This is a genomic window from Gemmatimonadaceae bacterium, assembly GCA_019637355.1.
Taxonomy (GTDB): Bacteria; Gemmatimonadota; Gemmatimonadetes; order Gemmatimonadales; family Gemmatimonadaceae; genus Pseudogemmatithrix.
In genome coordinates this window covers 44,364-65,359 of sequence record JAHBVT010000001.1, presented here as the reverse complement: position 1 = coordinate 65,359, position 20,996 = coordinate 44,364, and the positions used below count along the sequence as shown (strand labels likewise).

At 69.2% G+C, this 20,996-nt stretch carries 13 protein-coding genes; 7 read left to right on the top strand and 6 right to left on the bottom strand.

What is annotated here, in order from left to right; all coding sequences use genetic code 11:
* Window positions 1-83 precede the first annotated feature (83 nt).
* The gene (locus KF689_00250; protein ID MBX3131797.1) at window positions 84-2,435 is read right to left on the bottom strand and encodes a hypothetical protein; all 2,352 of its coding nucleotides are present in this window, start codon (window positions 2,433-2,435) and stop codon (window positions 84-86) included.
* A 60-nt stretch (window positions 2,436-2,495) separates the two neighbouring features.
* On the bottom strand, window positions 2,496-3,782 hold the full coding sequence (locus KF689_00245) for a hypothetical protein (protein MBX3131796.1): 1,287 nt from the start codon (window positions 3,780-3,782) through the stop codon (window positions 2,496-2,498).
* Here KF689_00245 and KF689_00240 point away from each other — a divergent pair.
* Both KF689_00240 and KF689_00235 read left to right on the top strand, forming a co-directional pair.
* Complete coding sequence (locus KF689_00240; protein MBX3131795.1) at window positions 3,782-5,239, top strand: amino acid decarboxylase; 1,458 nt, start codon at window positions 3,782-3,784, stop codon at window positions 5,237-5,239. The genes KF689_00245 and KF689_00240 overlap by 1 nt on opposite strands.
* Before the next feature lie 113 nt (window positions 5,240-5,352).
* Complete coding sequence (locus KF689_00235; protein ID MBX3131794.1) at window positions 5,353-5,850, top strand: hypothetical protein; 498 nt, start codon at window positions 5,353-5,355, stop codon at window positions 5,848-5,850.
* Window positions 5,851-5,922: 72 nt separating this feature from the next.
* On the opposite strand, the gene KF689_00230 is transcribed toward KF689_00235, so the two are convergent.
* The 3 genes from KF689_00230 to KF689_00220 are packed head-to-tail and all read right to left on the bottom strand — an operon-like array spanning window position 5,923 to window position 12,252.
* On the bottom strand, window positions 5,923-9,081 hold the full coding sequence (locus KF689_00230; GenBank protein MBX3131793.1) for an efflux RND transporter permease subunit: 3,159 nt from the start codon (window positions 9,079-9,081) through the stop codon (window positions 5,923-5,925).
* A gap of 10 nt (window positions 9,082-9,091) precedes the next feature.
* Window positions 9,092-10,261, bottom strand: coding sequence for an efflux RND transporter periplasmic adaptor subunit (locus KF689_00225; GenBank protein ID MBX3131792.1), 1,170 nt, complete (start codon window positions 10,259-10,261; stop codon window positions 9,092-9,094).
* On the bottom strand, window positions 10,261-12,252 hold the full coding sequence (locus KF689_00220; protein MBX3131791.1) for a TolC family protein: 1,992 nt from the start codon (window positions 12,250-12,252) through the stop codon (window positions 10,261-10,263). Before KF689_00220 ends, KF689_00225 begins: the two co-directional genes overlap by 1 nt.
* A 229-nt stretch (window positions 12,253-12,481) precedes the next feature.
* Between KF689_00220 and msrB the strand changes: the two genes are divergently transcribed.
* The 5 genes from msrB (at window position 12,482) to KF689_00195 (ending at window position 18,055) form a co-directional block, all read left to right on the top strand.
* Window positions 12,482-12,940 carry a peptide-methionine (R)-S-oxide reductase MsrB gene (msrB, locus tag KF689_00215; GenBank protein ID MBX3131790.1) on the top strand — a complete coding sequence of 153 codons (459 nt, stop codon included), beginning with the start codon at window positions 12,482-12,484 and terminating at the stop codon, window positions 12,938-12,940.
* Complete coding sequence (gene msrA / locus KF689_00210; protein MBX3131789.1) at window positions 12,937-13,467, top strand: peptide-methionine (S)-S-oxide reductase MsrA; 531 nt, start codon at window positions 12,937-12,939, stop codon at window positions 13,465-13,467. The genes msrB and msrA overlap by 4 nt, the downstream gene beginning before the upstream one ends.
* A 184-nt stretch (window positions 13,468-13,651) precedes the next feature.
* Window positions 13,652-14,128, top strand: a complete 477-nt coding sequence (locus KF689_00205) for a hypothetical protein (GenBank protein MBX3131788.1) — start codon at window positions 13,652-13,654, stop codon at window positions 14,126-14,128.
* Between the two features lie 47 nt (window positions 14,129-14,175).
* On the top strand, window positions 14,176-14,973 hold the full coding sequence (locus KF689_00200; protein MBX3131787.1) for a carboxypeptidase regulatory-like domain-containing protein: 798 nt from the start codon (window positions 14,176-14,178) through the stop codon (window positions 14,971-14,973).
* Window positions 14,974-14,980: 7 nt separating this feature from the next.
* Window positions 14,981-18,055 (top strand): hypothetical protein, encoded by a 3,075-nt coding sequence (locus KF689_00195; GenBank protein ID MBX3131786.1) that lies wholly within the window; start codon window positions 14,981-14,983, stop codon window positions 18,053-18,055.
* Here KF689_00195 and KF689_00190 read toward each other — a convergent pair whose 3' ends face one another.
* On the bottom strand, window positions 18,056-20,851 hold the full coding sequence (locus tag KF689_00190) for an insulinase family protein (GenBank protein ID MBX3131785.1): 2,796 nt from the start codon (window positions 20,849-20,851) through the stop codon (window positions 18,056-18,058).
* Between the last annotated feature and the right edge of the window lie 145 nt (window positions 20,852-20,996).

Below are 20,996 nucleotides of genomic sequence, written 5' to 3'. Positions count from 1 at the left end.
TCAAAGAGGGGGGGGGAGCCTCTAAGTGGCGCTGTACCGGTTCTTTACGCAAGTGCTCACATCACACGGTACCGCGCGGCGACCTAGAACTTGGCCTCGAGGTATAGGTCCATCCTCGTCTCCCAGCGCGGGTGGATGCCCCGGGCGAGGTCGATGCGGGCGAGGCCATCCAAGAAGCTCATCCCGACGCCCACGCCGGTCATCGGCCGGCCGAACTTGCCCCAGGCCTCGCGGCTCCCGGCCCAACCGAAGTCCCCGAAGATCACGGGACGCGCCGCGACGTCGTTCGTACCCACCTCGGCGCGCGTCATCCAGAACGTGTTGCCCACCATCGTGCCGGGCGTGAGTCCGCGCACACTGTGCAGGCCGCCAAGGAAGAACTGCCGCTGAGCCGGGAGCTCGCCCTCGCTGGTGCCGCCGGAGGCGGTCACCGACGCGATCACGGGGCCGACTCCCTTGGACGTGACCGTCTCGACAATCACGCGCCCGTAGTCGCTCGCACCGGTGGCGCCTTCGAGCCGCAGGTCGCCAGTCAGGCGCCAGCCCCGCGGATCCAGACCCCGACTGCCGCGCCAGCGCAGTCCGGCCCCGTAGTACCAGCCGGTATCGGCCGCGACGTTGCCGAGTACGCGCGAATCGTTGGCCCCGCCGAAGAGCGACCAGCGGTTCTCGACCCGTGCCGTCCACTGCTCTTCGGCGAAGAGGCGCCACTCCAGACCGCGGCGCGGCACGCGCTCACTGGCGAGCTCGGCGCCCCAGGCACGGTGGTAGAAACCTTCGTCGCGAGCGTAGAAGAACGCCGGCAGCGAGGCGCCGAACGAGAGCGGATCGCCGAAGTCGGAGCTCACGGAGAGACGGCGGTAGACCTCACCGCGGATCTGGCGCCGTCCGTTGCTGCGCGCGAGCGAGAGTCCGCCGTTGAGCTGCAGGTCCGCCGCCGAGGCGCGGGCGTCGAGCGCGACGGTGTAGCCCTTGCCCAGTTGCGACGAGGCGCGGATGCCGCTGCTCGGCCCCTCGATGCGGTTGAAGCGGGTGTACTGGAGCCCGTATTCCAGTGTCGGCCGACGCGGCGCCCAGTTCGGCTGCAGGCCGAAATCGAGCAGTTGCATCAGCTCCTCGCGCTGGGCCGCACCGAAGAGCTCCTCGCCGGGATCGTAGATGGAAGGCGGAAGTTCCGGGGAAGTCGCCAGCACGGAGACGTCGCAAGGCACCTCCACCGCCATCTCCAGCGAGCCGTTGCCGCGGCGCTGGTAGACGGTGTACGTCCCCTCGGTCGCGCAACGCTCGTCGCGGCGCGCACGGCGCAGCGAATCCGCGCGCGCGAACGCCGCACGCACGGAATCGCGGGCGGCGACAGAATCGAGACCGGCGGCGCGCAGGCTATCACGCATCCTCGCGGCGTTGCGCGGCTGGGACACGGGCCAGTCGATGGGTGGCAGGTCGATTGCGGCATTCACGCTTTCGTACCGGTAGCGCTGCTCGATGCGGAACGGCAGGCGCATAAAGCTCACGCGCGCATAGCCCTCGGCGCCCTGCGTCCGTGGCAACCAGAAGCGTTGCTCGAACAATCCATACTCGATGGTGACGGCCGTGATCTCGGCCTTCATCGGCGAGAGCATCCCGCGCACCGCGCGCGGCATCTCGTCGCGCGCTCCCGGATCCTCGGCCTCGACCGTCTCCCAGATATCCATCGGTGCCGAGAAGCGCATCACCGCGCGCGCGAGATGCGCCGCCTCCGTCTCGAACCAGAACGAACCCACGACGAGATTCCAGATCGCCTGCCGCGGCGTGACCAGGATCTCGCGCAGCTTGATGCGCTTGCCGTCTGGCAGGACGATGTCCACGGAATCGCCGCTGGCGAAGGTGAAGTAGGCCTCCGACCCCTCGGCGATGGGATGGATCAGCATCGGGCTGCCGCTCTCGTTGGAGCTCCCGACCATCTCGAAGAGCCAGAAGTCGTCCTTCCCCGGGTAGTACGGCACCGCGAGCATATCACTGAACTCGGACTCCATCTCGCGCTGGATCTCGTCTTCGGCCTCCCTGATGCCCTGCACGATGGGCACGGCTTGGCGTGCGCCCAGCAATTCGATCCGAGCGCCGATGCCCCGCTGCCAGCGCACGAGGGCGGCGTTCTCCGTGCGGAAGATCAGGCGGTCGCGGGCCGTCTCGCGCAGCGACATTCCGGCGGAAATGCGCTGGTAGCTCTTGACCTCGTAGGAAACGAGCGAGGAGTCCTGCTTGAGGCGGGCGGCGCGCGCGTTGAGGATGAGTTCACGCGCGGCGGCGTCGCGGAAGGCGGTGCGGCGGTGCTCGTCGGTGACGGGGATGCGTTGGCGCTGCGGAGCACGCATCCCCACGCCGGCGGAAGCCCGCCCAGAATCGACGTCCACCTGCACGGTCACCTGCAGGGCCAGCAACAGTCCCGCAACCAGCATCAAGCTCCTCCGCAGAGTCTCCCGCCCCCGCCCCTGCGGCGGCTTGGCGTACCTCCTGCGCTACGGCAGGCGGGGGGGTGGGGTTTCCGGCCTGCGGCTGGGAACCGCCTGTCCCGTCGCCTCCCGCCGCGCCCGGCGCACCTCGGCGTCCCGCCGCGCCCGCATCGCTCCGTACATCCGCATACTAGCCGCCGATTCGCGCCGCAGCTCCCGGTCGGCGAAGCGTGCTGCCGGAAGTTGCAGTGCCGCCACCAGTGCCGGCAGCAGGAGCAACCCCACGCCACCCGGGAAGGCGGGGCGGGCATCCCCACCCAGCCCGCCGAAGCGGGCCACCAGCATCGCGCTGTTCCGCTGCACCCAGACCGTCGCGATGATCACGCCCAGGCCCAGCGCCGCGAGGACGATGGGAAAGAACGGCGTGTCCTTGAACACATCGGCGGCCAGCCAGCCCAGGTACGTGACGAACCAGCCGAGGCCCACGAGCGTCCAGACGAAGCGCCGCATTCGCAGCGAGAACGTGAACGCCACGAAGGCCGCCGGCACGAGGAGGTGTCGGAACTGTTCGAAGCTGTTGAGCAGAATGGCCGTGGCGATTACCCCCGCGAAGGCCGCCACGAGGTGGAACCACAGGGCATAGTCTTCGTCCTCCGGCTGGCGGCGATCGAGCACGTACGCGCCGGCCACGAGCAGCGAGGCCCCGGCGGCCCAGACCCACGCGGCGCTGAGTCGGCCCACCTCACCGCGCAACACGCCGTCGGCGACGAGGAACACGCCGCGCAGCAGGAGTGCGGCGATGGGAGCGGCCAAGAGCGGAAAGCGCGTCGCGCGAAGGCCGACCAGCGCCGCCAGCAGCGTCGTCAGCTCGATGGTGACTTCGAGCCCGCGGCAGCCCCAGAAGGAGAAGTCGGCCGTGACGTTCATCGGCTGCACGCGACAGCCGGCCGCAGGCGTCGCAGGGAACCACTGCAGCAGCTCGTTGAGGGCCACGACGGCGATGGGCACCATCGCCACGGCGAGGAGCACGGCGAAGCCCGAGGCCGTCGAGAAGCCTTCACGGCGCAGGCGCCCGCCGACGGCGACGAACAGGGCCGCGTAGAGCACGACCACCGCGAGAACGCCCCCCGCACCCAGCCATTCCCAGCGGTCGGCAAGGAACCAGCCCATCGCCACCAGCACGGTGATGGCGCCCAGCACGTAGCCGATGGTCGGCGCGCCCACCGGCTGCGGCAACGCGGGCGCGCTGCGCTGCGGCGTCAGGCCGCGGATGGCCGCCGCCTGCTCCGCCGAGATGATGCCCAGTGACACCGCGGCATCGAGCCGCCGGTCGTCGTCGTAGATTTGTGTCAATGTCAGTGTCCCCTTCCAAGCCCGAGTACGGCGACCTGCCGCTCGAGGAGTTCACGCGGCAGGCCGACGTGCTCGCGCGGTGGATCGCGGAGTACCTCGGGTCGCCTGAACGCTATCCCGTCCTGTCGCAGGTTGCACCGGGAGACCTAGGGCGCCGGCTTCCCGCCGCGATGCCGGTGCGGGCCGAAGCGCTCGACGAGATCATCGCCGACCTCGACCGCCTCGTGATGCCGGGCGTGACGCACTGGAATCACCCGGGCTTCCTGGCCTACTTCGCCAACACGGCCTCGGTGCCCGGCATTCTCGGGGAGTTGGTCACGGCGGCGCTGAACCAGGTGGGCATCCTCTGGCGCACCTCGCCGGCGCTGGCTGAACTGGAGCAAACGACGACGGGCTGGCTGCGTGATGCGATGGGCCTGCCGCGCGAGTGGTTCGGGATGCTGACCGACACCGCGTCCACGAGCACGCTGCAGGCCCTTGCCGCAGCGCGCGAACGCGACCCGGCGTTAGCCATCCGCGCACGCGGCCTTGCTGGCCGCAACGACCTGCCCGTGCTGCGCGTGTATTGCTCCGACCAGGCGCATTCCTCGGTGGACAAAGCCGTCATCACGCTGGGACTGGGTCACGAGAACTGCGTGCGGATTCCGAGCGACGACCGGTTCCGGATGCGCACTGACGCTCTGGCGGTGCAGATCGCGGCCGACGTGGCCGCAGGGACGCGACCGCTGGCCGTCGTGGCCACGCTGGGGACGACATCAAGCACGGCGGTGGACCCCATCGCAGAGATCGCGGAAACCTGCCAACGCCACGGCATCTGGCTGCACGCCGACGCGGCGTACGGCGGCGTGCTTGCGTTGCTGCCGGAGCGCCGCACGATGTTCGCCGGCCTCGAGCGCGCCGATTCGCTGGTGGTGAATCCGCACAAGTGGCTGTTCACGCCGATGGACTGTAGCGTGCTGTGGACGCGGCATCCGGAGGTGCTGCGCCGCGCTTTCTCGCTCACGCCGGAGTACCTGCGCACGCCTGAGCAGGACGTAGCGCTGTCGTACTCGGACTATTCGTTCCAACTGGGCCGGCGCTTCCGCGCGCTCAAATTGTGGTTCGTACTGCGCGCGTTCGGGCTCGAAGGGCTGCAGGCGCGCCTGCGGCAACACTGCGCGCTGGCGGAGAGCTTTGCAGCACGGGTCAGCGCGGCGCCCGAGTGGGAGCTGCTCGCGCCAGTGGAGATGTCGGTGGTGTGCTTCCGGCATCGCCCGGCGCAGCTCAGCGAAGACGCACTGCGCTGGCACAACGCCAAGATCCTCGAGAAGGTGAACGCCAGCGGGCGGGTGTTCATCTCGCACACCTCGCTCGCGAATCGCTATGCGCTGCGGGTGGCCATCGGCAACCTGCGCACCACGCAGGAGCACCTGGACGAAGCCTGGACGCTGCTCCGGAAGGCGGGAGAGGGCGGTTAACGTTGTCGGCGCCGTCGGCATCTAACGGGCAAACCCGCGCAGGCCCCCACCCTGCCACGCGACAACTGACCCCCGTAGCCGGCAGGAGGCATCACCCAATGTTGCGTCGTGTATTGCTCCCCACTCTCGCAGTCGCCGTCACGCTGACGGCCTGCGGCGAACCCACCACTGGCGCCTCGAGCCGCGTTGCGGACGACTACGCGCTGGTGATGTTCGGCGAACCCGGCTCCGCGCTCGAAGGCACGATGGGCGAGCAGCCGGGCGGGCGTCCCTTCGATGGACGCAGCATCCGGCCGCCGTTCCCCGATTCCCTGGCCCTGACCGACGAGCAGCGCGCCGAGATGCTGGCGCTGCGCATCGAATTCCGTGAGGCACACAGCGAGGAGCTCGCGGCGCTGCGGCTAATCTTTATGGAAGCGCGACAGGCGCGGCTCAGCGGTGCGTCGCGCCAGGAGGTGCAGCAGATCCTGGCCGGCGGTCGCGAGATTGCGCAGGCCCTGCGCCCCGACGTGGAAGCGCTGCACGCCGCGCTGCGCGCGGTGCTCACCGACGCTCAGCGCGCCTGGCTCGCGGCCAACCGCCCGCCTCGGCGCTTCGGCCCGCGCCCGTAGCCGCGATGCGCGACGAAGGCCCGGAGCGTTCATCGCGAACGCTCCGGGCCTTCGTCGTCACCAGCCGCTTGCTCAGACCCGCGGCTTCGGGATCATATACTCGTCCGTTTTGGGCCGCACCGGGAACTTGAACCAGCCCGCCACCTTCTCGCGCCACTCGTCCAGGATCTCGTAGACGGTCGGGATCACGACCAGCGTGAGGATGGTGGATGTGATGGTGCCGCCGATGACAGCGCGGCCCAGCGGCGCACGGAAGTCCGCGCCCTCACCGAGCCCCAGCGACACCGGAATCATTCCCGCGATGATCGCGAAGGTGGTCATCAGGATGGGGCGCAAGCGCACGCGTCCGGCCTCGATGATCGCCGCGCGACGCTCCATTCCCTGCTCCTGCCCCCACTTGGCGAAGTCGATGAGCAGGATGGCGTTCTTGGCCACGATGCCCATCAACAGGATCACGCCGATCATCGACATAATGTTCAGCGTGTCGTTGGTGATGAGCAGCGCCAGCACCACGCCGATCAGCGACAGCGGCAGCGAGATGAGGATGGCGATCGGCTCCAAGAACGAGCCGAACTGCATCACCAGGATCAGGTACATCAGCAGCAGCGCGATACCGAGCGCGGCCAGGATGTCGCCGAAGACCTGCTCCTGGTCCTTGGCCTCGCCGCCGAAGGACCAGCGCACGCCCTCGGGGATGTTCATCTTGGCGAGCTCGCGGCTGATGGCCGAGGTGACCTCGCCAAGCGAGCTGCCGGCGACGTTGGCCTGCACGACGATGACGTTGTCGCGGTCGAGGTGCGAGATCTTGGCCGGGCCGACACCCTGCGTCACGGTCGCGAGCTGGCCGAGCGGAACCATCCGCATCGGCGCGCCACCCTGCCCACCGACCGAAATCGGCAGGCGCTCGATGTCGCTCACGCGGGTGCGTGACTCCGGCGCGAGCCGCACGCGCACCTTGCGGTTCTCACCCGCCGGGTCCACCCAGTCGCCGGCATCCACGCCGGCGAAGGCGGGACGCAGCGACTGCGCGATCTGTCCCACCGTCACGCCGAGCGATCCGGCCAGCGCGCGGTCGAGCGTGATCTCGAGTTCGGGCTTCTGGCCCTTGGTCGAGAGGCCCACGTCCACCGCGCCTGGCACATTGCGCACCACCTGCAGCACCGTGTCCGCCACCTGCTGGAGCTGGCGTCCGTCGAAGCCGCGCAGCTCGAGCTGCACCTGCTTGATGGCGCCGCCGAAGCCGCTGGTGAACACCGCCACCGTGGCGCCGCCGATCGACTTCACTTCCTCACGCAGGCGCGCGCCGAACTGGTCCTGCGAGAGCTCGCGCGTGGTCTTCGGGGTCATCCGCACGTACACGGAGCCGAGGTCCACGGCGCCCAGCGCCTCGGAGGGATCCATCCCGCCGCCGGCACCGACCGTCGCGAAGGTGTAGCGCACCTCCGAATGCGCACGCGCAAGGCGCGCCGCCTCCTCGGTCTTGAGGCGCGTGTACTCGAGGTTCGAACCCGGTGGCGTCTCCACCTGGATGACGAGCTCGGAGTTGTCGCTGACCGGGACGAAGCCGAAGCCGCCGAAGGTGCCCTGCAGCCACAGCGCGCTGAACAGCGAACCACCAGCCAGCGCGATGATCGCGAGGCGGTGGTCCAGCGCCCAGCCAATCACCTTGGTGTAGGTGCCGGCGAGCTTGTCGAACCAGTCGTTGAACTTGGCGATCTGCCGCGAAAGCCAGTTGCGGTGCTCGTGCGACTCGATTTCCGGGTCCGGCCAGTAGGCTGAGAGCATCGGGTCGAGCGAGAACGACACGAACAGCGAGACCAGCACGGCGCAGGCGATGGTCAGCGCGAAAGGCTTGAACCACTGGCCCGAGAGGCCGGCCATAAAGCCGATCGGCACGAACACCGAGACGATCGAGAAGGTCGTCGCGGCGACGGCGAGGCCGATCTCGTCGGTGCCTTCGTGCGCGGCGCGGAAGTGATCCTTCCCCATTTCCACGTGGCGCACGATGTTCTCGCGTACCACGATGGCGTCGTCGATCAGGATGCCGATGGCCAGCGAGAGGCCGAGCAGTGACATCGTGTTGAGCGTGAAACCGAAGGCCCAGACGGCGATGAAGCTGGCGAGCACCGAGATCGGCAGCGCGAGGCCGGTGATGACGGTGGAGCGCCAACTGTTGAGGAACAGGAAGACGACCAGCACGGTGAGGATCGCGCCTTCCACGAGCGTGGACTGCACGTTGGCCACGGAGTCACGCACGCGGTCGCCGGCATTGCGCACGATGTCGAGCGTGGTGCCGGGCGGCAGCGCAGGGCGCAGACCGTCGACGGCCTGCACGACACGCTCGGCCACGGTGGTGGTCGAATAGCCCTTGGACTTCTTGATCGAGATGCCGACGGCGTCGCGGCCGTTGAACATCGCGGCGGTGCGCGGTTCGGACGTGCCGTCGCGCGCGGTCGCGACTTCGCCGAGGCGAATCGCGCGGCCGCCCTTCTCGGCCACCACCAGGCGCAGGAAGTCTTCCGGCGTCTCGAGCTTGCCCTTAAGCCGGATGGAGCGTTCGTCGAGCGCGCCGGTGATGCGGCCCACCGGCGCGGCGATGTTCTGCGCCTGCAGCGCACCGACCAGCTGCGCCACGCTGATGCCCGCCGCTTCCATCGCGTCGGGACGGATCTCGACGGTGAGCTCCCGCTCCACGCCGCCGATCACCACCGCTTCCGCCACGCCGGGGATGCCGCGCAGCACGCGCGTGATCTCGGGGTCGGCGATGCGTGTGAGCGAGGCCGCATCGAGCGTGCTCGAGTTGAGCGACATCTCGATGATCGGCTGGTCCGCCGGGTCGAAGCGCGTGAGCACCGGCTCCTTCATCTCGGCCGGCAGGTCCGAGCGGATGCCGCTGATCTTGTCGCGGATATCCTGCGAGGCCTGCTGCAGGTCCTTCTCGAAGACGAAGAAGACGGTGATGTTCGCGAAGCCGTCCTGCGCCGAACCCATAATGCGGTCGACGCCCGAGATGCCGGAGACGGCCTCCTCGACGCGGTCGAGCACCTCGCGCTCGACCACGTCAGGCGAGGCGCCGGGATACGGGATGGCGACGTTGATGATGGGCTGCTGGACGTCCGGGAACTCGTCGGTCTCGAGCCGCCACAGCGCGAAGAGCCCGAACACCACCAACGCCAACATCGAGACGATGGTGATGAGCGGACGCTTGATCGCAAAATCGGAGATGTACATCGCGTATGCCTCAGCGCGTGGACGACGTATCGGACGGCGAACTCACGCGGACGCGCGAGCCGACGGTGACGCCGAGGGCGGCACCGGTGAGCACGGTGTCGCCGGCGGCGAGACCGCTGGTGATCTCGACGCGGTCGGTGGCCCGGTCGCGGGCACCGAGCGTGACGGCCACGCGCTCCGTCACGCCGTTCCGCAGGCGGATCACTTGCGGACCGAGCCCGCGTTCATCGACGGCCAGCGCCGGCACCGTGAGCGTCTCGCGCGACTCGCTGGCCACGCGGCCCTCGGCGAAGAGGCCAGCCACGAGGGCCTGCCCGGCGTTCGGGATGCGCACGAAGAGGCGCACTTGCCGCGTCTGCGGATCGGCTTGCGGGTTGATGCTGGCGATGCGTCCTTCGAATGTGCGGCCCGGGTAGCCGGTGACGCTGAAGCGCACCGGTGCGCCGACGCGCAGCATCGCGAGGTCGGAGGCGGGCACGGCGGCTTCCAGCCGCATCGTGGACGGATCGACCACGGCGAAGAGCGGCGCGCCGGGGTTCACGATGTCGCCGGGGTTCACGTAGCGCTCGGAGACGATGCCGGCGTAGGGCGCGAGCACGTTGGCGGCGTCGCGCGACTTCTCGGCCTGCGAGAGGCGGGCGCGGGCGTCGTCGAGCATCGAACGCGCGGCGAGGTCGGCGCGGCGCGCGTTCTCGAGGTCGCGCTCGCTGATCGCGCCGGCCTCCTTGAGGCGCTCGGCGCGCGTGAGTTCACGGGCGGTGAGGTCGGCCGCCGTCTGCGCCGCGGTGAAGCCACTGCGCGCGCCGAGGTAGGCGTCCTGGATGGCGCGGTCGTCGATCTTGGCGAGCGAGGTTCCCTGCTCCACGCGCGCGCCGGGATCGACGTTGACGCTGAGCACGGCGCCCGGTACCTCGGCGCGGATCTGCGCCGTGCGCTCAGCCACGAGCGTGCCCGAGAGCTGCGGCCCGACGGAGAGCAGGCTCCGCGTGGCGACGGCGATGCCTTCCGGCCCGACCGCGATGGTGACCGGCTCTGCCGAGACGTCCTCGGCGGCATCCCCGCGGCCGCAGGCGGCCAGCGAGACGGTAAGGGCGACTGCAGCGACGAAGAGGAGGGAGCGCGACGACATCGAGACCTTCCCCCGCAGGGCGGGTGTGTTGGGCGAGTGGATGAACGACATCAGCGGGTGCCTCCCAGCACGAGCGGGAGGTCCTTCAGGAGCGCGATGCGCAGGCGCGCGACCTCGAGGTCGCGCGCCGTGGTGACGCGCTGGAGGCGCGCCTGCTCAAGCTGGACGCGCGCCTCGGTGAGCTCGACCGGCGTCGAGATCCCTTCGGCGAAGCGGACTTCGGCGATGCGATACGCGCGCTCGGCCTGCGCGTCCGTGCCCACGGCGGCCGTGTAGGCCGCCGCCGACTGCTCGTACGCGGTGATGGCGAGGATGGCGTCCACCTCGGCGCCGTCGCGGGCCTGTTCGAGCCGGGCTTGCGCGTCGGCGACGTTAGCCTGCGCCACCATCCGCTCGCCACCGATGCGTCCGCCGCTGAAGACGGGGAAGCTCAAGCCGAGCGAGACCGTCCAGTTGGGGAAGTACAGGTTAAGATCGCTGGGCAGGAAGGTGCCCTCGGCCGGATACGCGAAGCGCTGGTAGGTGGAGCTGAGCTGCAGCGCCGGGAAGCGCGCGAGGCGTGCCGCCGTGAGCGCCTGCTCGGAGGCGCGCAGTTGTGCGGCGGCCTGGCGCACCGTGGCGCGCGCGTCCACTGCGGTGTCCGGCGTGACCGTGCGCGCGTCGGCGAGCGTGACCGGTGCAAGCGCGCCGGCCATCGCCACGTCGTCATCGCGGATGGGCGTGGTGAGCTGCAGCGGCTGCTGCAGCGGCAGCCGCAGGAGTTGCTTGAGCCGCAGCTCCGCGGCCTGCCGCGCGCCGCGTGCCTGGATGGCGACGGGACGCTGGTTGTCGCGAGCGACTTGGGCGCGGAGAAGGTCGAACTCCGACGCGGTGCCGATCTCGCGGCCGAGTCGCACCTGCGCCAGCGTGCGGTCGGTGAGCGCCAGCGTGGAGTCGGCGATGTCGGCGAAGCGCTGCGCGGCGACGGCGTCGTAGTAGGCCTGCGCTACGTCCAGCAGTGCCTGCGCGCGCGCCGAGGAGAGCGAGACGTCGGCCGCATCGCGCGCGGCGTCTGCACCGGCCCGCTGCGCGGTGAGGCGACCGGCGGTCCAGAGGTTCTGCGTGCCCTGCAGCGTGAAGATGAACGTGTTGGGCGCCGCGAACACCTGCGCCAGCGGCGAGTCGGCGAAGCCACCGCTGCCACCGCCCGAACCGGTGTCCGGAAACTGCTTGGCGATTTCCTGGAACTGCAGTTGGATGGCGCGCTGGTAGGCGGCGCTGCCGCTGATCTGCGGCAGTAGTTGGCTGTTGACCTGGCGCTGCTGGCCGGCGGCGCGGTCGAGCCCCGCCTGCGCGGCGCGCACCGCGCTGCTCTTGCTCTCGGCCATCCGGAGCGCATCGCCGAGCGAGAGCACGGTCGGTTGCGCTGAGGAAACGGCCGATGACTGCGCCAGCACCGGCAGCGGAGCCAGCATCAACAGCAGTGCGGTGACCGTGGCGCCCAAGGCGCGCAGGAAGAGACGGACGTAGGCAGCCGGCGCCTCGTGGCGCGGCGGAAACATTTCAGGCATCAGGTCGCGACCCATCGCGTCGGCAAAGAGGGTTCCCATCAACATCGTTGCAGCGGCTTTGGCGTTCGCCGCGCTCGGGATGTGCCCGTGCTCGGCCAGGCGTGTGATGTAGGAGGTGAGTTCGGCGTGCGAGCCGGCGGGCCGCTGGGCGGCGGTGCCGGCGCACTCCGGGTGATCGTGCATATCCGCCATCGAGGCGCGAATCATCCCGGCGTTCTCGAGCAGGAACGCGTGGTCTTCGGCGGCCCACTGCGTGAGCTCGGCCTGGGGCCGCTTGGGATGCGCCGGCAACGCCTCGCGTGCGATCGCGATGGCACGCGTCTGCAGCGCCTCGTGAATCAGCGCCGCCTTGGAGCCAAACAGCCGGAAGAGCGTGACTTCGTTGACGCCCGCTTCTTCGGCGATGCGCTTCGTGGTTGCGCCGCGGAAACCACCTTCGCCGTACACACGCAGCGCTGCTTCGATGAGTTGCTGCTTGGTTGGTTCTGTCATCTTGGGGAGATTCTGTGCAAGTGAACGCTTGCAAGTAAGCAAGCGGATGCTTGCTTTAAACGGAAGATGGCCTGTCAGGGTTTCACCGAATCGTGACGCCCAAACGTCCAACCGAGTTCAAGTATGTTCGGCTTTTCTTCGGACTGCAAGGGATAGGGGGAGAGGGAACGTCCGACGCGACACACCGGGTTAGTGCGGCGAAGCGTTCCTCATTTCCTAGTCATCCGCGATGAAGAAGAAGCCCGATGATCCCGCGCTGGCCGCCCAACTCACACCGCTGCAGTACCAGGTGACGCAGTGCAGCGCCACGGAGCCGCCGTTCCGCAACGAGTTCTGGGACCACCACGAGCCGGGCATCTACGTAGATGTCGTCTCGGGCGAGCCGCTCTTTGCATCCACGGACAAGTTCGACTCGGGCACGGGCTGGCCGTCGTTCACCAAGCCACTGGTCCCGAAACAGGTCACGGAGCACGAGGACGCCTCCTACGGGATGCGCCGCGTGGAGGTGCGTTCGGCCGAGGGCGATTCGCACCTCGGGCACCTGTTTCCTGACGGGCCGGACCCGAGCGGGCTGCGCTACTGCATCAATTCGGCGGCGCTGCGCTTCATCCCGGCGGCGCGACTGACTGCCGAGGGGTACGGGCAGTTCGCGGCGCTGTTTCCGGCAATCACACAGGAGAACGCGTGAGCAGGGAAGTCGTGACGCTGGCCGGCGGATGCTTCTGGTGCCTCGAGGCCGTGTACCTGGAGCTGCGCGGCGTGGAGCGCGTGAAGAGCGGCTACGCCGGCGGCCACGTGCCGAACCCCACCTACGAGCAGGTCTGCGGCAAGCAGAGCGGCCACGCCGAGGTCGTGCAGGTGACGTTCGATCCGAGCGTGATCTCGTACGCCGAATTGCTCGAGGTGTTCTTCACCATCCACGATCCCACGACCAAGGATCGGCAGGGCAACGACGTGGGCCCACAGTACCGCTCGGCGATCTTCACCGAGGGCGAGGCACAGGCGCGCATCGCGCGCGAGCAACTAGCGGCGGCGCAGGCGCACTGGGACGATCCCATCGTGACCGAAGTGCAGCCGTTGGAGACCTTCTGGCCGGCGGAGTCATACCACGACAACTATCTCGCACGGAACCCGCAGAACCCGTACTGCGCGGTGGTGGTGGCGCCGAAGGTGGCCAAGGCGCGGAAAACGTTCTTTGATCGATTGAAGAGATGACGGAAGACTGAAGACGGATGGAGCGATTCGTCCGGTCTCCCCCCGTCCTCCGTCCTCCGTCATCCGTCGATTACGCGTGCTATGTTGGGTAATGCCCATTCGACTCGCCGCTCTCCTCGCCCTCGCGCTGCTTGCCCCTGCCGCGCTCCTCGCGCAAAGCGCCCCTGACGACTTCCTCGCTGGCCTGCGCGCGCATTGCGGCAAGGCCTACGAAGGGCGGGTCGTGAATCCCCAGCCATCGGACAGCGCCTTCGCGTCGCAGCGGCTGGTGATGCACGTGCGGGGCTGCGGCGACACGGTTCGCGTGCCCTTCCACGTGGGCGAGGATCGCTCGCGGACCTGGGTGCTGGTGCGGACCGCCGACGGCGTGCGGCTCAAGCACGACCACCGGCACGAGGACGGCAGCGAAGATCGCGTCACGCAGTACGGCGGCGACTCGCGGGCCACGGGCACGGCGATGCGGATGGAGTTCCCGGCCGACAGCTTCACCGCCACGCTGATCCCGGCGGCGCGCACGAACGTGTGGACGGTCGAGCTGACGGCGACGCAGTTCGTGTACCAACTGCGCCGCGAGGGCACCGAGCGCCGCTTCCGCGTGGAGTTCGACCTCACGAAGCCGGTGCCGCCCCCGCCGGCCCCTTGGGGATTCGAGTCCCGCTAGGCCTTCCCACAGGGCACATTTTCGGCGATGCGGCGTAAATTCCCCGTATGCGTGATTCGACGACCCTTCTCCGGCGGCTGCTCTTGGCCTGCGCCCTGCTCGTGGGCCTGCCGGTCGCCCTCGCCGCGCAGGCTGGCACGGTGCGCGGAATCGTCACCGACTCCTCCGGCCGCGCGATGCCCGGCGTCGAGGTGCTGGCCATCCTGCAGCAGAAGTCGGTGCGCACGGACAACCAGGGCCGCTTCATCATCCGCGGCCTGCCCTGGGGCCAGGTGGTGGTGATGGCCCGCTCGCCCGGGTGGAAGGCGCAGGAGCAGGTCGCGATGGTGGACGATGGCGGTGCCCAGCGCGAGCTGATCTTCGCGATGACGCGCGCGGTGCAGCTCATCGACACCTTGCGCATCGTCTCGCAGGACGGCTGCGCGCCGTATCGCTTCGAGGGCTTCGAGTGCCGGCGCCGCGCCGGCATCGGGCAGTTCCGCGGTCCCGAGGAGCTGGCCGCCATCAAGCCCGACTACTGGGCTGATATGTTCGAGGGGATGGAAGGCATCCGGCGGGAGCCGTGGATGGACCGCCAGCGCGGCCGTCTCGACTGGACGGTGGCGTCGACCGCCGGCTGGCGCTGCCTCACCGAAGGCTTCAACGGTCGCGAGCGCACGGCGCGCGAGGAAATCATCTACGCCGAGCAGATCTACGCGGTGGAGTACTTCGACGTGTACGAGCGCGTGCCCGAGGCGTACAAGCGCCTGGCCTGGCCGCGACAGATGTCGCAGCCCTGCTCGCTGGTGATGTACTGGACCAAGGTCTGGGTGGAAGAGAACGGCGGTCCGCCGGCGCGGCGCTGATCCGCGCGTGACGCTCGTCCTCGCGCTGCTGTTCGTCTGCTCGGGCGCGGCCGGGCTCATCTATGAATCGCTGTGGAGCCGTTATCTCGGGCTCCTGGTCGGCCACGGCGCCTACGCCCAGGTGCTGGTGCTGGTCATCTTCCTCGGCGGGATGTCCCTCGGCGCCGCGCTCGTCGCGCGACGCACCCAATCGCTGCGCGACCCGCTGATTGGCTACGCCGTCGTCGAAGCCCTCGTCGGCGTGCTCGGCTTGGTGTTCCACGACGTGTTCGTGGCCACGAGCGCCTTTGCCTACGATTCGCTGTTTCCCGCGCTCGGCGGCGGCGCGCCGGTCACGATCGCCAAGTGGAGCCTCGCGGCGCTGCTGGTCCTGCCGCAGTCCATCTTGCTCGGCACGACCTTCCCGCTGATGACCGCCGGCGTGCTGCGGCGCAGCGACCCGGCGCGCGCGGGCAGCCTGCTCGGACTGCTGTACTTCGCGAACTCATTCGGTGCCGCGGCAGGCGTGCTCCTTGCCGGATTCTGGCTGATCGCGCTGGCCGGCTTGCCCGGTACGTTGGTCGTGGCATCGACGATCAACCTGCTCGTGGCGCTGCTGAGCTGGTACGTGGCGCGACGCACGGAGGTCGCGCCGGCGATTGCCGTCTCCGACGCGCTGACGCCCAAGGAAGACCCCAAGGACCTGCAGCCGCGCGCACAAGCGATGTGGCAACTGCTGCTGTGGGTGAGCTTCGGCACGGCGGTCGCGAGCTTCTGCTACGAGATCGCGTGGATCCGGATGCTCTCGCTGGTCCTCGGCAGCGCGACGCACAGCTTCGAACTGATGCTCTCGGCGTTCATCCTCGGCTTGGCCATCGGGGCGCTGGCCGTGCGGCGGATGGCCGACCGTGACGGCGACCCGCTATGGCGACTCGGCCTCGTGCAGGTCGCGATGGGCACCGCGGCCATTCTCACGCTGGGGTTGTACGTCGACGCCTTCGGCTGGATGGCGGCGCTGATGGAGACAGTGCAACGCAACGCGGCGGGCTACACCGCCTTCCACGCGGGGCGCTACGCGTTGGTGATGGCCATTATGCTGCCGGCCACCATCTGCGCGGGAATGACGCTGCCGCTGATCACGCGCGCGTTGCTCGGCGTCGGCCGCGGCGAGCGTTCCATCGGCGCGGTGTACGCGTGGAACACGCTGGGCTCGATCATCGGCGTGGCGGCAGCCGGCTTGCTGTTGCTGCCGGCGATCGGTGTGCGCGGGACGGTGCTGCTCGGTGGCGGGCTCGATCTCGCCATCGGCTGCTGGCTGCTGTGGACGGCCTCGCCCGCGCGGCGGGGCGGACTGCGCACCGCGCGCCTCGCGACGGCCGCGGCGGCGGCGGTGCTGATCGCCACGGCGCTGGCGCCGGGCTTCGATCCTTCGGTGCTCTCCAGCGGCGTGTTCCGCTATGGCGACGTTCCGGCGGCCGGCTCGCGCAACATCCTCTTCTATATGGATGGCCGCACCGCCAGCGTGAGCGTGCAGATGGGCAGCGACAGCGGCTTCACGATCGCCACGAACGGCAAGCCGGACGCCTCGTTGCACCCGGTGTGGTTCGAGCCGCCGCGCGCCGACTCGCTGCGGCCCGCGCTCGGCGGTGACAACGCGACGCAGGCTTTGCTGGCGCTGGTGACGCTGGCGCACGCGCCACGCGCGCGCGAGGCCGCGGTCATCGGTCACGGCTCGGGAATGACGACGCATTTCCTCGTGGCGGCGCCGGAGATGGAGCGAGTCACGACGATCGAGATCGAACCGGCGATGGTGGATGCGTCGCGCCTCCTGATGCCGGCCAACCACCGCACATTCGAGGATCCGCGGGCGCTGCGCGTGACGGACGATGCGCGGGCGTACTTCGCCGGCACTGCGCGCACGTTCGACCTCATTGTCTCCGAACCGTCGAACCCCTGGGTGAGCGGCGTCTCGGCGCTGTTCACGCAGGAGTTCTACGCGCGTGTGGCGCGCCAGCTCGCGCCGGGCGGCGTCTTCGGTCAGTGGCTGCACCTGTACGAGATCGAGGACGAGCTCGTGCTCGGCATCCTGCGCGCGCTAGCGCTGCACTTCCCGTCGTACGCGCTGTACCTCACCAACGATGTGGACGTGCTCGTCGTCGCGTCCACCGCCGACGCGCTGCCGACGCCGGACTGGTCGGTATTCGCCGCCGAGGACATCGCGCTGGACCTCGAACGCTTCAGGCCGATTCCCACCGCCGCGCTGGCCGCCACCTACCTCGTGGGGCACCGCGAGCTCAGTCCGATGTTCAACGGCGACTCGGCGGCCAACTCGGACTTCTATCCGCAGCTCGACCTGCGTGCGGAGCGGGCGCGCTTCTTGGGTGTGGAGGCCAGCGCGTTTGCGGCGATGCAGGCCGACCGCTTCGTGCTGCCCGACGCGATGGCCGAGCGGCGCGTGCGGCCGCTGCAGCTGGCGAAGGCACCGCTCTCGCACGCGCGCTTCGACGCGCAGGCCAAGGCGGTGCAGATGCGCCAGCCGTTGCGGGACATTGGCAGTTCACTCGACGGCAGCCTGCAGGTGGGGCTGCCCGTGCGCGCGGCGCGGTTGCGTGACGCACGCCTCACGGGCGAACTGCGCAGCGGACGCGCGCCCGTGGATTGGCATCTGTGGTTCAGCGAACTGCTGCAGGTGGAGCGCGACCGGCACCAGGGCACGATGGGCTACGCGGATGTGGCCTGGTACGCGGAGGTCGATCGTTACCTGGTGGCGCAGCGCGCGCCGGCGGGCGCGCTCTCGGCCTGGCGATTCCTGCGGGCGGCGGTGCAGTACGACTGGCTGACGGCGGCGGCGGAGCTGCCACGGCAGATCGCCGAGCGCGACCGCGGGACGGCGTGGCTGCCGGCACCGTTGCTGCTGGACGCGGCCGTGTTGGCGCGCCTGCGCACGGGTGACCTGACGGGCGCTCAGGCTGCGTTCGCGCGACTGGCCAACGCAGCGGGCCGCGCGCCGGACGACGTGCGCACGCGGATGCTCGAGGCGTATATGGTCGCGGCGGTGCGGGACGCGGAGTCCCGCACCGCCGCGACCGGCAGCACGCGCTGACTACGGACGCGTCGGCGGTGCCATCGGCGGCTTGTTGGCGAAGTCGCCAGCCTTGACGGTCGACATTCGCGCAAGACTGATGTGCCGGCGCATCGCGGCGTTCACGTCCGCCACGGTGAGGGCCTTGACCTTGTCGTCGAGCTGCTGCTCGAAGGCCATCGTGCGGCCAGTGAGATACTGCGCCGCGAACATCCCGACGACGAAACCATCATTGGCGCGCATCTGCACGCGCTGCTGCAGCCAAGCGGTGCGTGCGGCCTCGAGCTCTTCGGCGGTGATACCCTCGCTGAGGATGCGGCCGATCTCCTCACCAAAGGCGGTCTCGAGGCGCAGGACGTTCTCCGGCGCATAGATCGCGTTGGCGTTGAACGACCCGACCTCATCAAGTGCCTGTGCCCCGAAGCCCGAGCCGACGCCGTAGCTGATGCCGTCGCGCTGGCGAATGCGCGTGGCGAGGCGCGAGTTCAGGAAGCCGCCGCCGAGGATGAAGTTGCCGATGGTCAGCGCCGGATAGTCCGGCGAGTCGTCGCGGATGCGGAGGTTCTGGCCGGCGATGAAGAAGGCGTTGGCCTTATCCGGCGTCTCGATGGTCTCGGTGAACTGCGGCACGTCGAAGAACTGGCGTTCGGCGCGCGCGAAGGGCTTCGGGCTGCGCCAGCCCTCGAAGGTCTCCTTCGCCCAGGCCTCGACGGCGGCGCGGTCGAAGTCCCCGACGATGGCAAGGTCGCCGTAGCTTGCGCCGACGAGCTCGGTGTAGATCGCGCGCACCTGTTCGACCGTCGTGGCCTGGAGATTCGCGATGTCCTCGTCCAGGGTCGTGACCGCGAGCGGATGACCGGCGGGGTACGGCGTCATCCGCCGCTGGTAAGCCTGAATGGCGAGCGCGACCGGCTCGGCCTTCTGCGACTCGATGCTGGCGAGCTGCTGCCGCTTGAGTTCCTCGAACTCTGATGCCGGGAAGGTCGGGGTCTTGAGGACTTCGCCGACGAGGCGCAGGGTGGGCAGGAGATTGTCGCGCGTCGTCGTGACCGAGGCGACGAGGTTGTTGCCGGCGCCGCCGAACCCGACCTGCGCGCGGAGGCGATCGAACTCCTCGCGGATCTGCTGGCGCGAGCGCGTCTGGGTGCCCTTGTCCAACATCTGCGGCACGAGGGCCGCGATGTGGTTGCGCCCGGTCAGCGTCTCGAGGTTGCCGTGACGCAGGGTGATGCGCACCGAGACTTGGTTGCCGCGCGTCTGCTTGGGCAGCATCGCGAGCTTGAAGCCGTTGGCGAGCTGTCCGCGGATGGTGCGGGCGTCGATGTTTGCCGGGGATGGATCGAAGGCCTCGCCGGCGGCGATGGCGGCGCGTCCGCGATAGGCGCGGGCGACGGAGTCGATCGCAGCATCGCTCACGGCGGGGATGCTCACGCGAGCCACTGCGTCAGTCGGGACGAAGCTGCCGACGGTGCGGTTATCCGGCTGGAAGTACGTCGTCGCAACGCGCTGGACATCGGCCGGCGTGACGGCCTCGAGGCGGTCGCGGTGGATGAACAGCATCCGCCAGTCCCCCATCGAGGCCCATTCGGAGAGGTCGAGCGCGATGTTCTGCGAGTTGTTCATCGAGAGTTCGATCTGGCGGCTGCGCGCGGCCTTGGCCTGCGTGACTTCTTCGGCGGTCACCGGACGCGCTTCGAAGCCTTCGATCGTCTCGAGCATCGTGCGCCGGGCGTCGGCCAGCGACTGTTCCTTGCGCAGCAGGGCGAGCCCGAAGAGGACACCGGGCTCACGCAGCTGGAAGGTCTGGCTTGCCGCCTGCGCCACGAGGCCGGGCTGCACCAGCGCCGAGTGCAGGCGTCCGCCCGGCGTGCGCGTGAGCACCTGCGCGAGGATATCGATCGCCGCGAAGTCCGGATGCGTACCCGCCGGGACCTTGTACATCGCGATCAGCGCCTGCTCCTCGCCGACGCGGCGCACCGTGACCTCGCGCTCGCCGTCCTGGTCGGGGTCGCGCGTGTAGGTCGGGAACAGGAGGTTGCCGCGTTCGAGCGAACGCTCGGGGCGCGGAATCGTCCCGAACTTCTGCGCAATCAGCCGCAGCGCCGCGGCCTCGTCGAACTTGCCGGCGACGACGAGGATGGCGTTGTCCGGCTGGTAGTAGCGGCGATAGAACGCGCGCAGGCGCTCGATCGGCACGTTCTCGATGTCGCTGCGCGCGCCGATCGTGCTCTTGCCGTAGTTGTGCCACTCGAAGGCGGCCGCCATCGTGCGCTGCAGCGTCACGCGGATCGGGCTGTTCTCGCCCGACTCGAACTCGTTGCGCACGACCGTGAACTCGCTCTCGAGGTCCTTCTGCGCGATGAACGAGTTCACCATCCGGTCGGACTCGAGATCGAGCGCCCACTCCAGGTTGGCGTCCGAGGCGGGCATCGTCTCGAAGTAGTTCGTGCGGTCGAACCACGTCGTGCCGTTCGGGAACGCGCCGCGCTCGGTGAGTTCCTGCGGAATGTTGGGATGCTTCGGCGTGCCCTTGAACACCAAGTGCTCGAGCAGGTGCGCCATCCCGGTCTCGCCGTAGCCTTCGTGCCGCGAGCCCACGAGGTAGGTGATGTTCACCGTCACCGTCGGCTTGGACTGGTCGGGAAACAGCAGGACCTTCAGCCCGTTGGCGAGCGCGTACTCGGTGATGCCTTCGACGCTGGCGCCGCGGGTGATGCCACTGGGCAGGGCGGGCGCGGCCGCCTGCTGGGCGGGGAGCGGTGCGGCAAGCAGCAAGAGAAGCAGGCTGCGGCGGACGGCGGTGGTCAGATGCTTCATTCGTCAGGCCCTCTAGGACGGAGATCATCGGTCAGACTGCGGCGCCCCCAAGTTGGGGCGAGGACCAACTGCGTGCCACCTGTCGCCGGCGCGACTGCCCTAGGCAGGAGCTTGGACGAGTCCGCAGCGAAGCGGGCAAGCCGAG

What these genes read in the sequence shown, in the direction of transcription:
- msrB (MBX3131790.1), top strand. Translation starts at nt 12,482, where the DNA reads ATGAAGAAGAAGCCCGATGATCCCGCGCTGGCCGCCCAACTCACACCG.
- KF689_00190 (MBX3131785.1), bottom strand. Translation starts at nt 20,851, where the DNA reads ATGAAGCATCTGACCACCGCCGTCCGCCGCAGCCTGCTTCTCTTGCTG.
- KF689_00220 (MBX3131791.1), bottom strand. Translation starts at nt 12,252, where the DNA reads ATGACAGAACCAACCAAGCAGCAACTCATCGAAGCAGCGCTGCGTGTG.
- KF689_00250 (MBX3131797.1), bottom strand. Translation starts at nt 2,435, where the DNA reads ATGCTGGTTGCGGGACTGTTGCTGGCCCTGCAGGTGACCGTGCAGGTG.
- KF689_00200 (MBX3131787.1), top strand. Translation starts at nt 14,176, where the DNA reads ATGCGTGATTCGACGACCCTTCTCCGGCGGCTGCTCTTGGCCTGCGCC.
- KF689_00225 (MBX3131792.1), bottom strand. Translation starts at nt 10,261, where the DNA reads ATGTCGTTCATCCACTCGCCCAACACACCCGCCCTGCGGGGGAAGGTC.
- KF689_00240 (MBX3131795.1), top strand. Translation starts at nt 3,782, where the DNA reads ATGTCAGTGTCCCCTTCCAAGCCCGAGTACGGCGACCTGCCGCTCGAG.
- KF689_00230 (MBX3131793.1), bottom strand. Translation starts at nt 9,081, where the DNA reads ATGTACATCTCCGATTTTGCGATCAAGCGTCCGCTCATCACCATCGTC.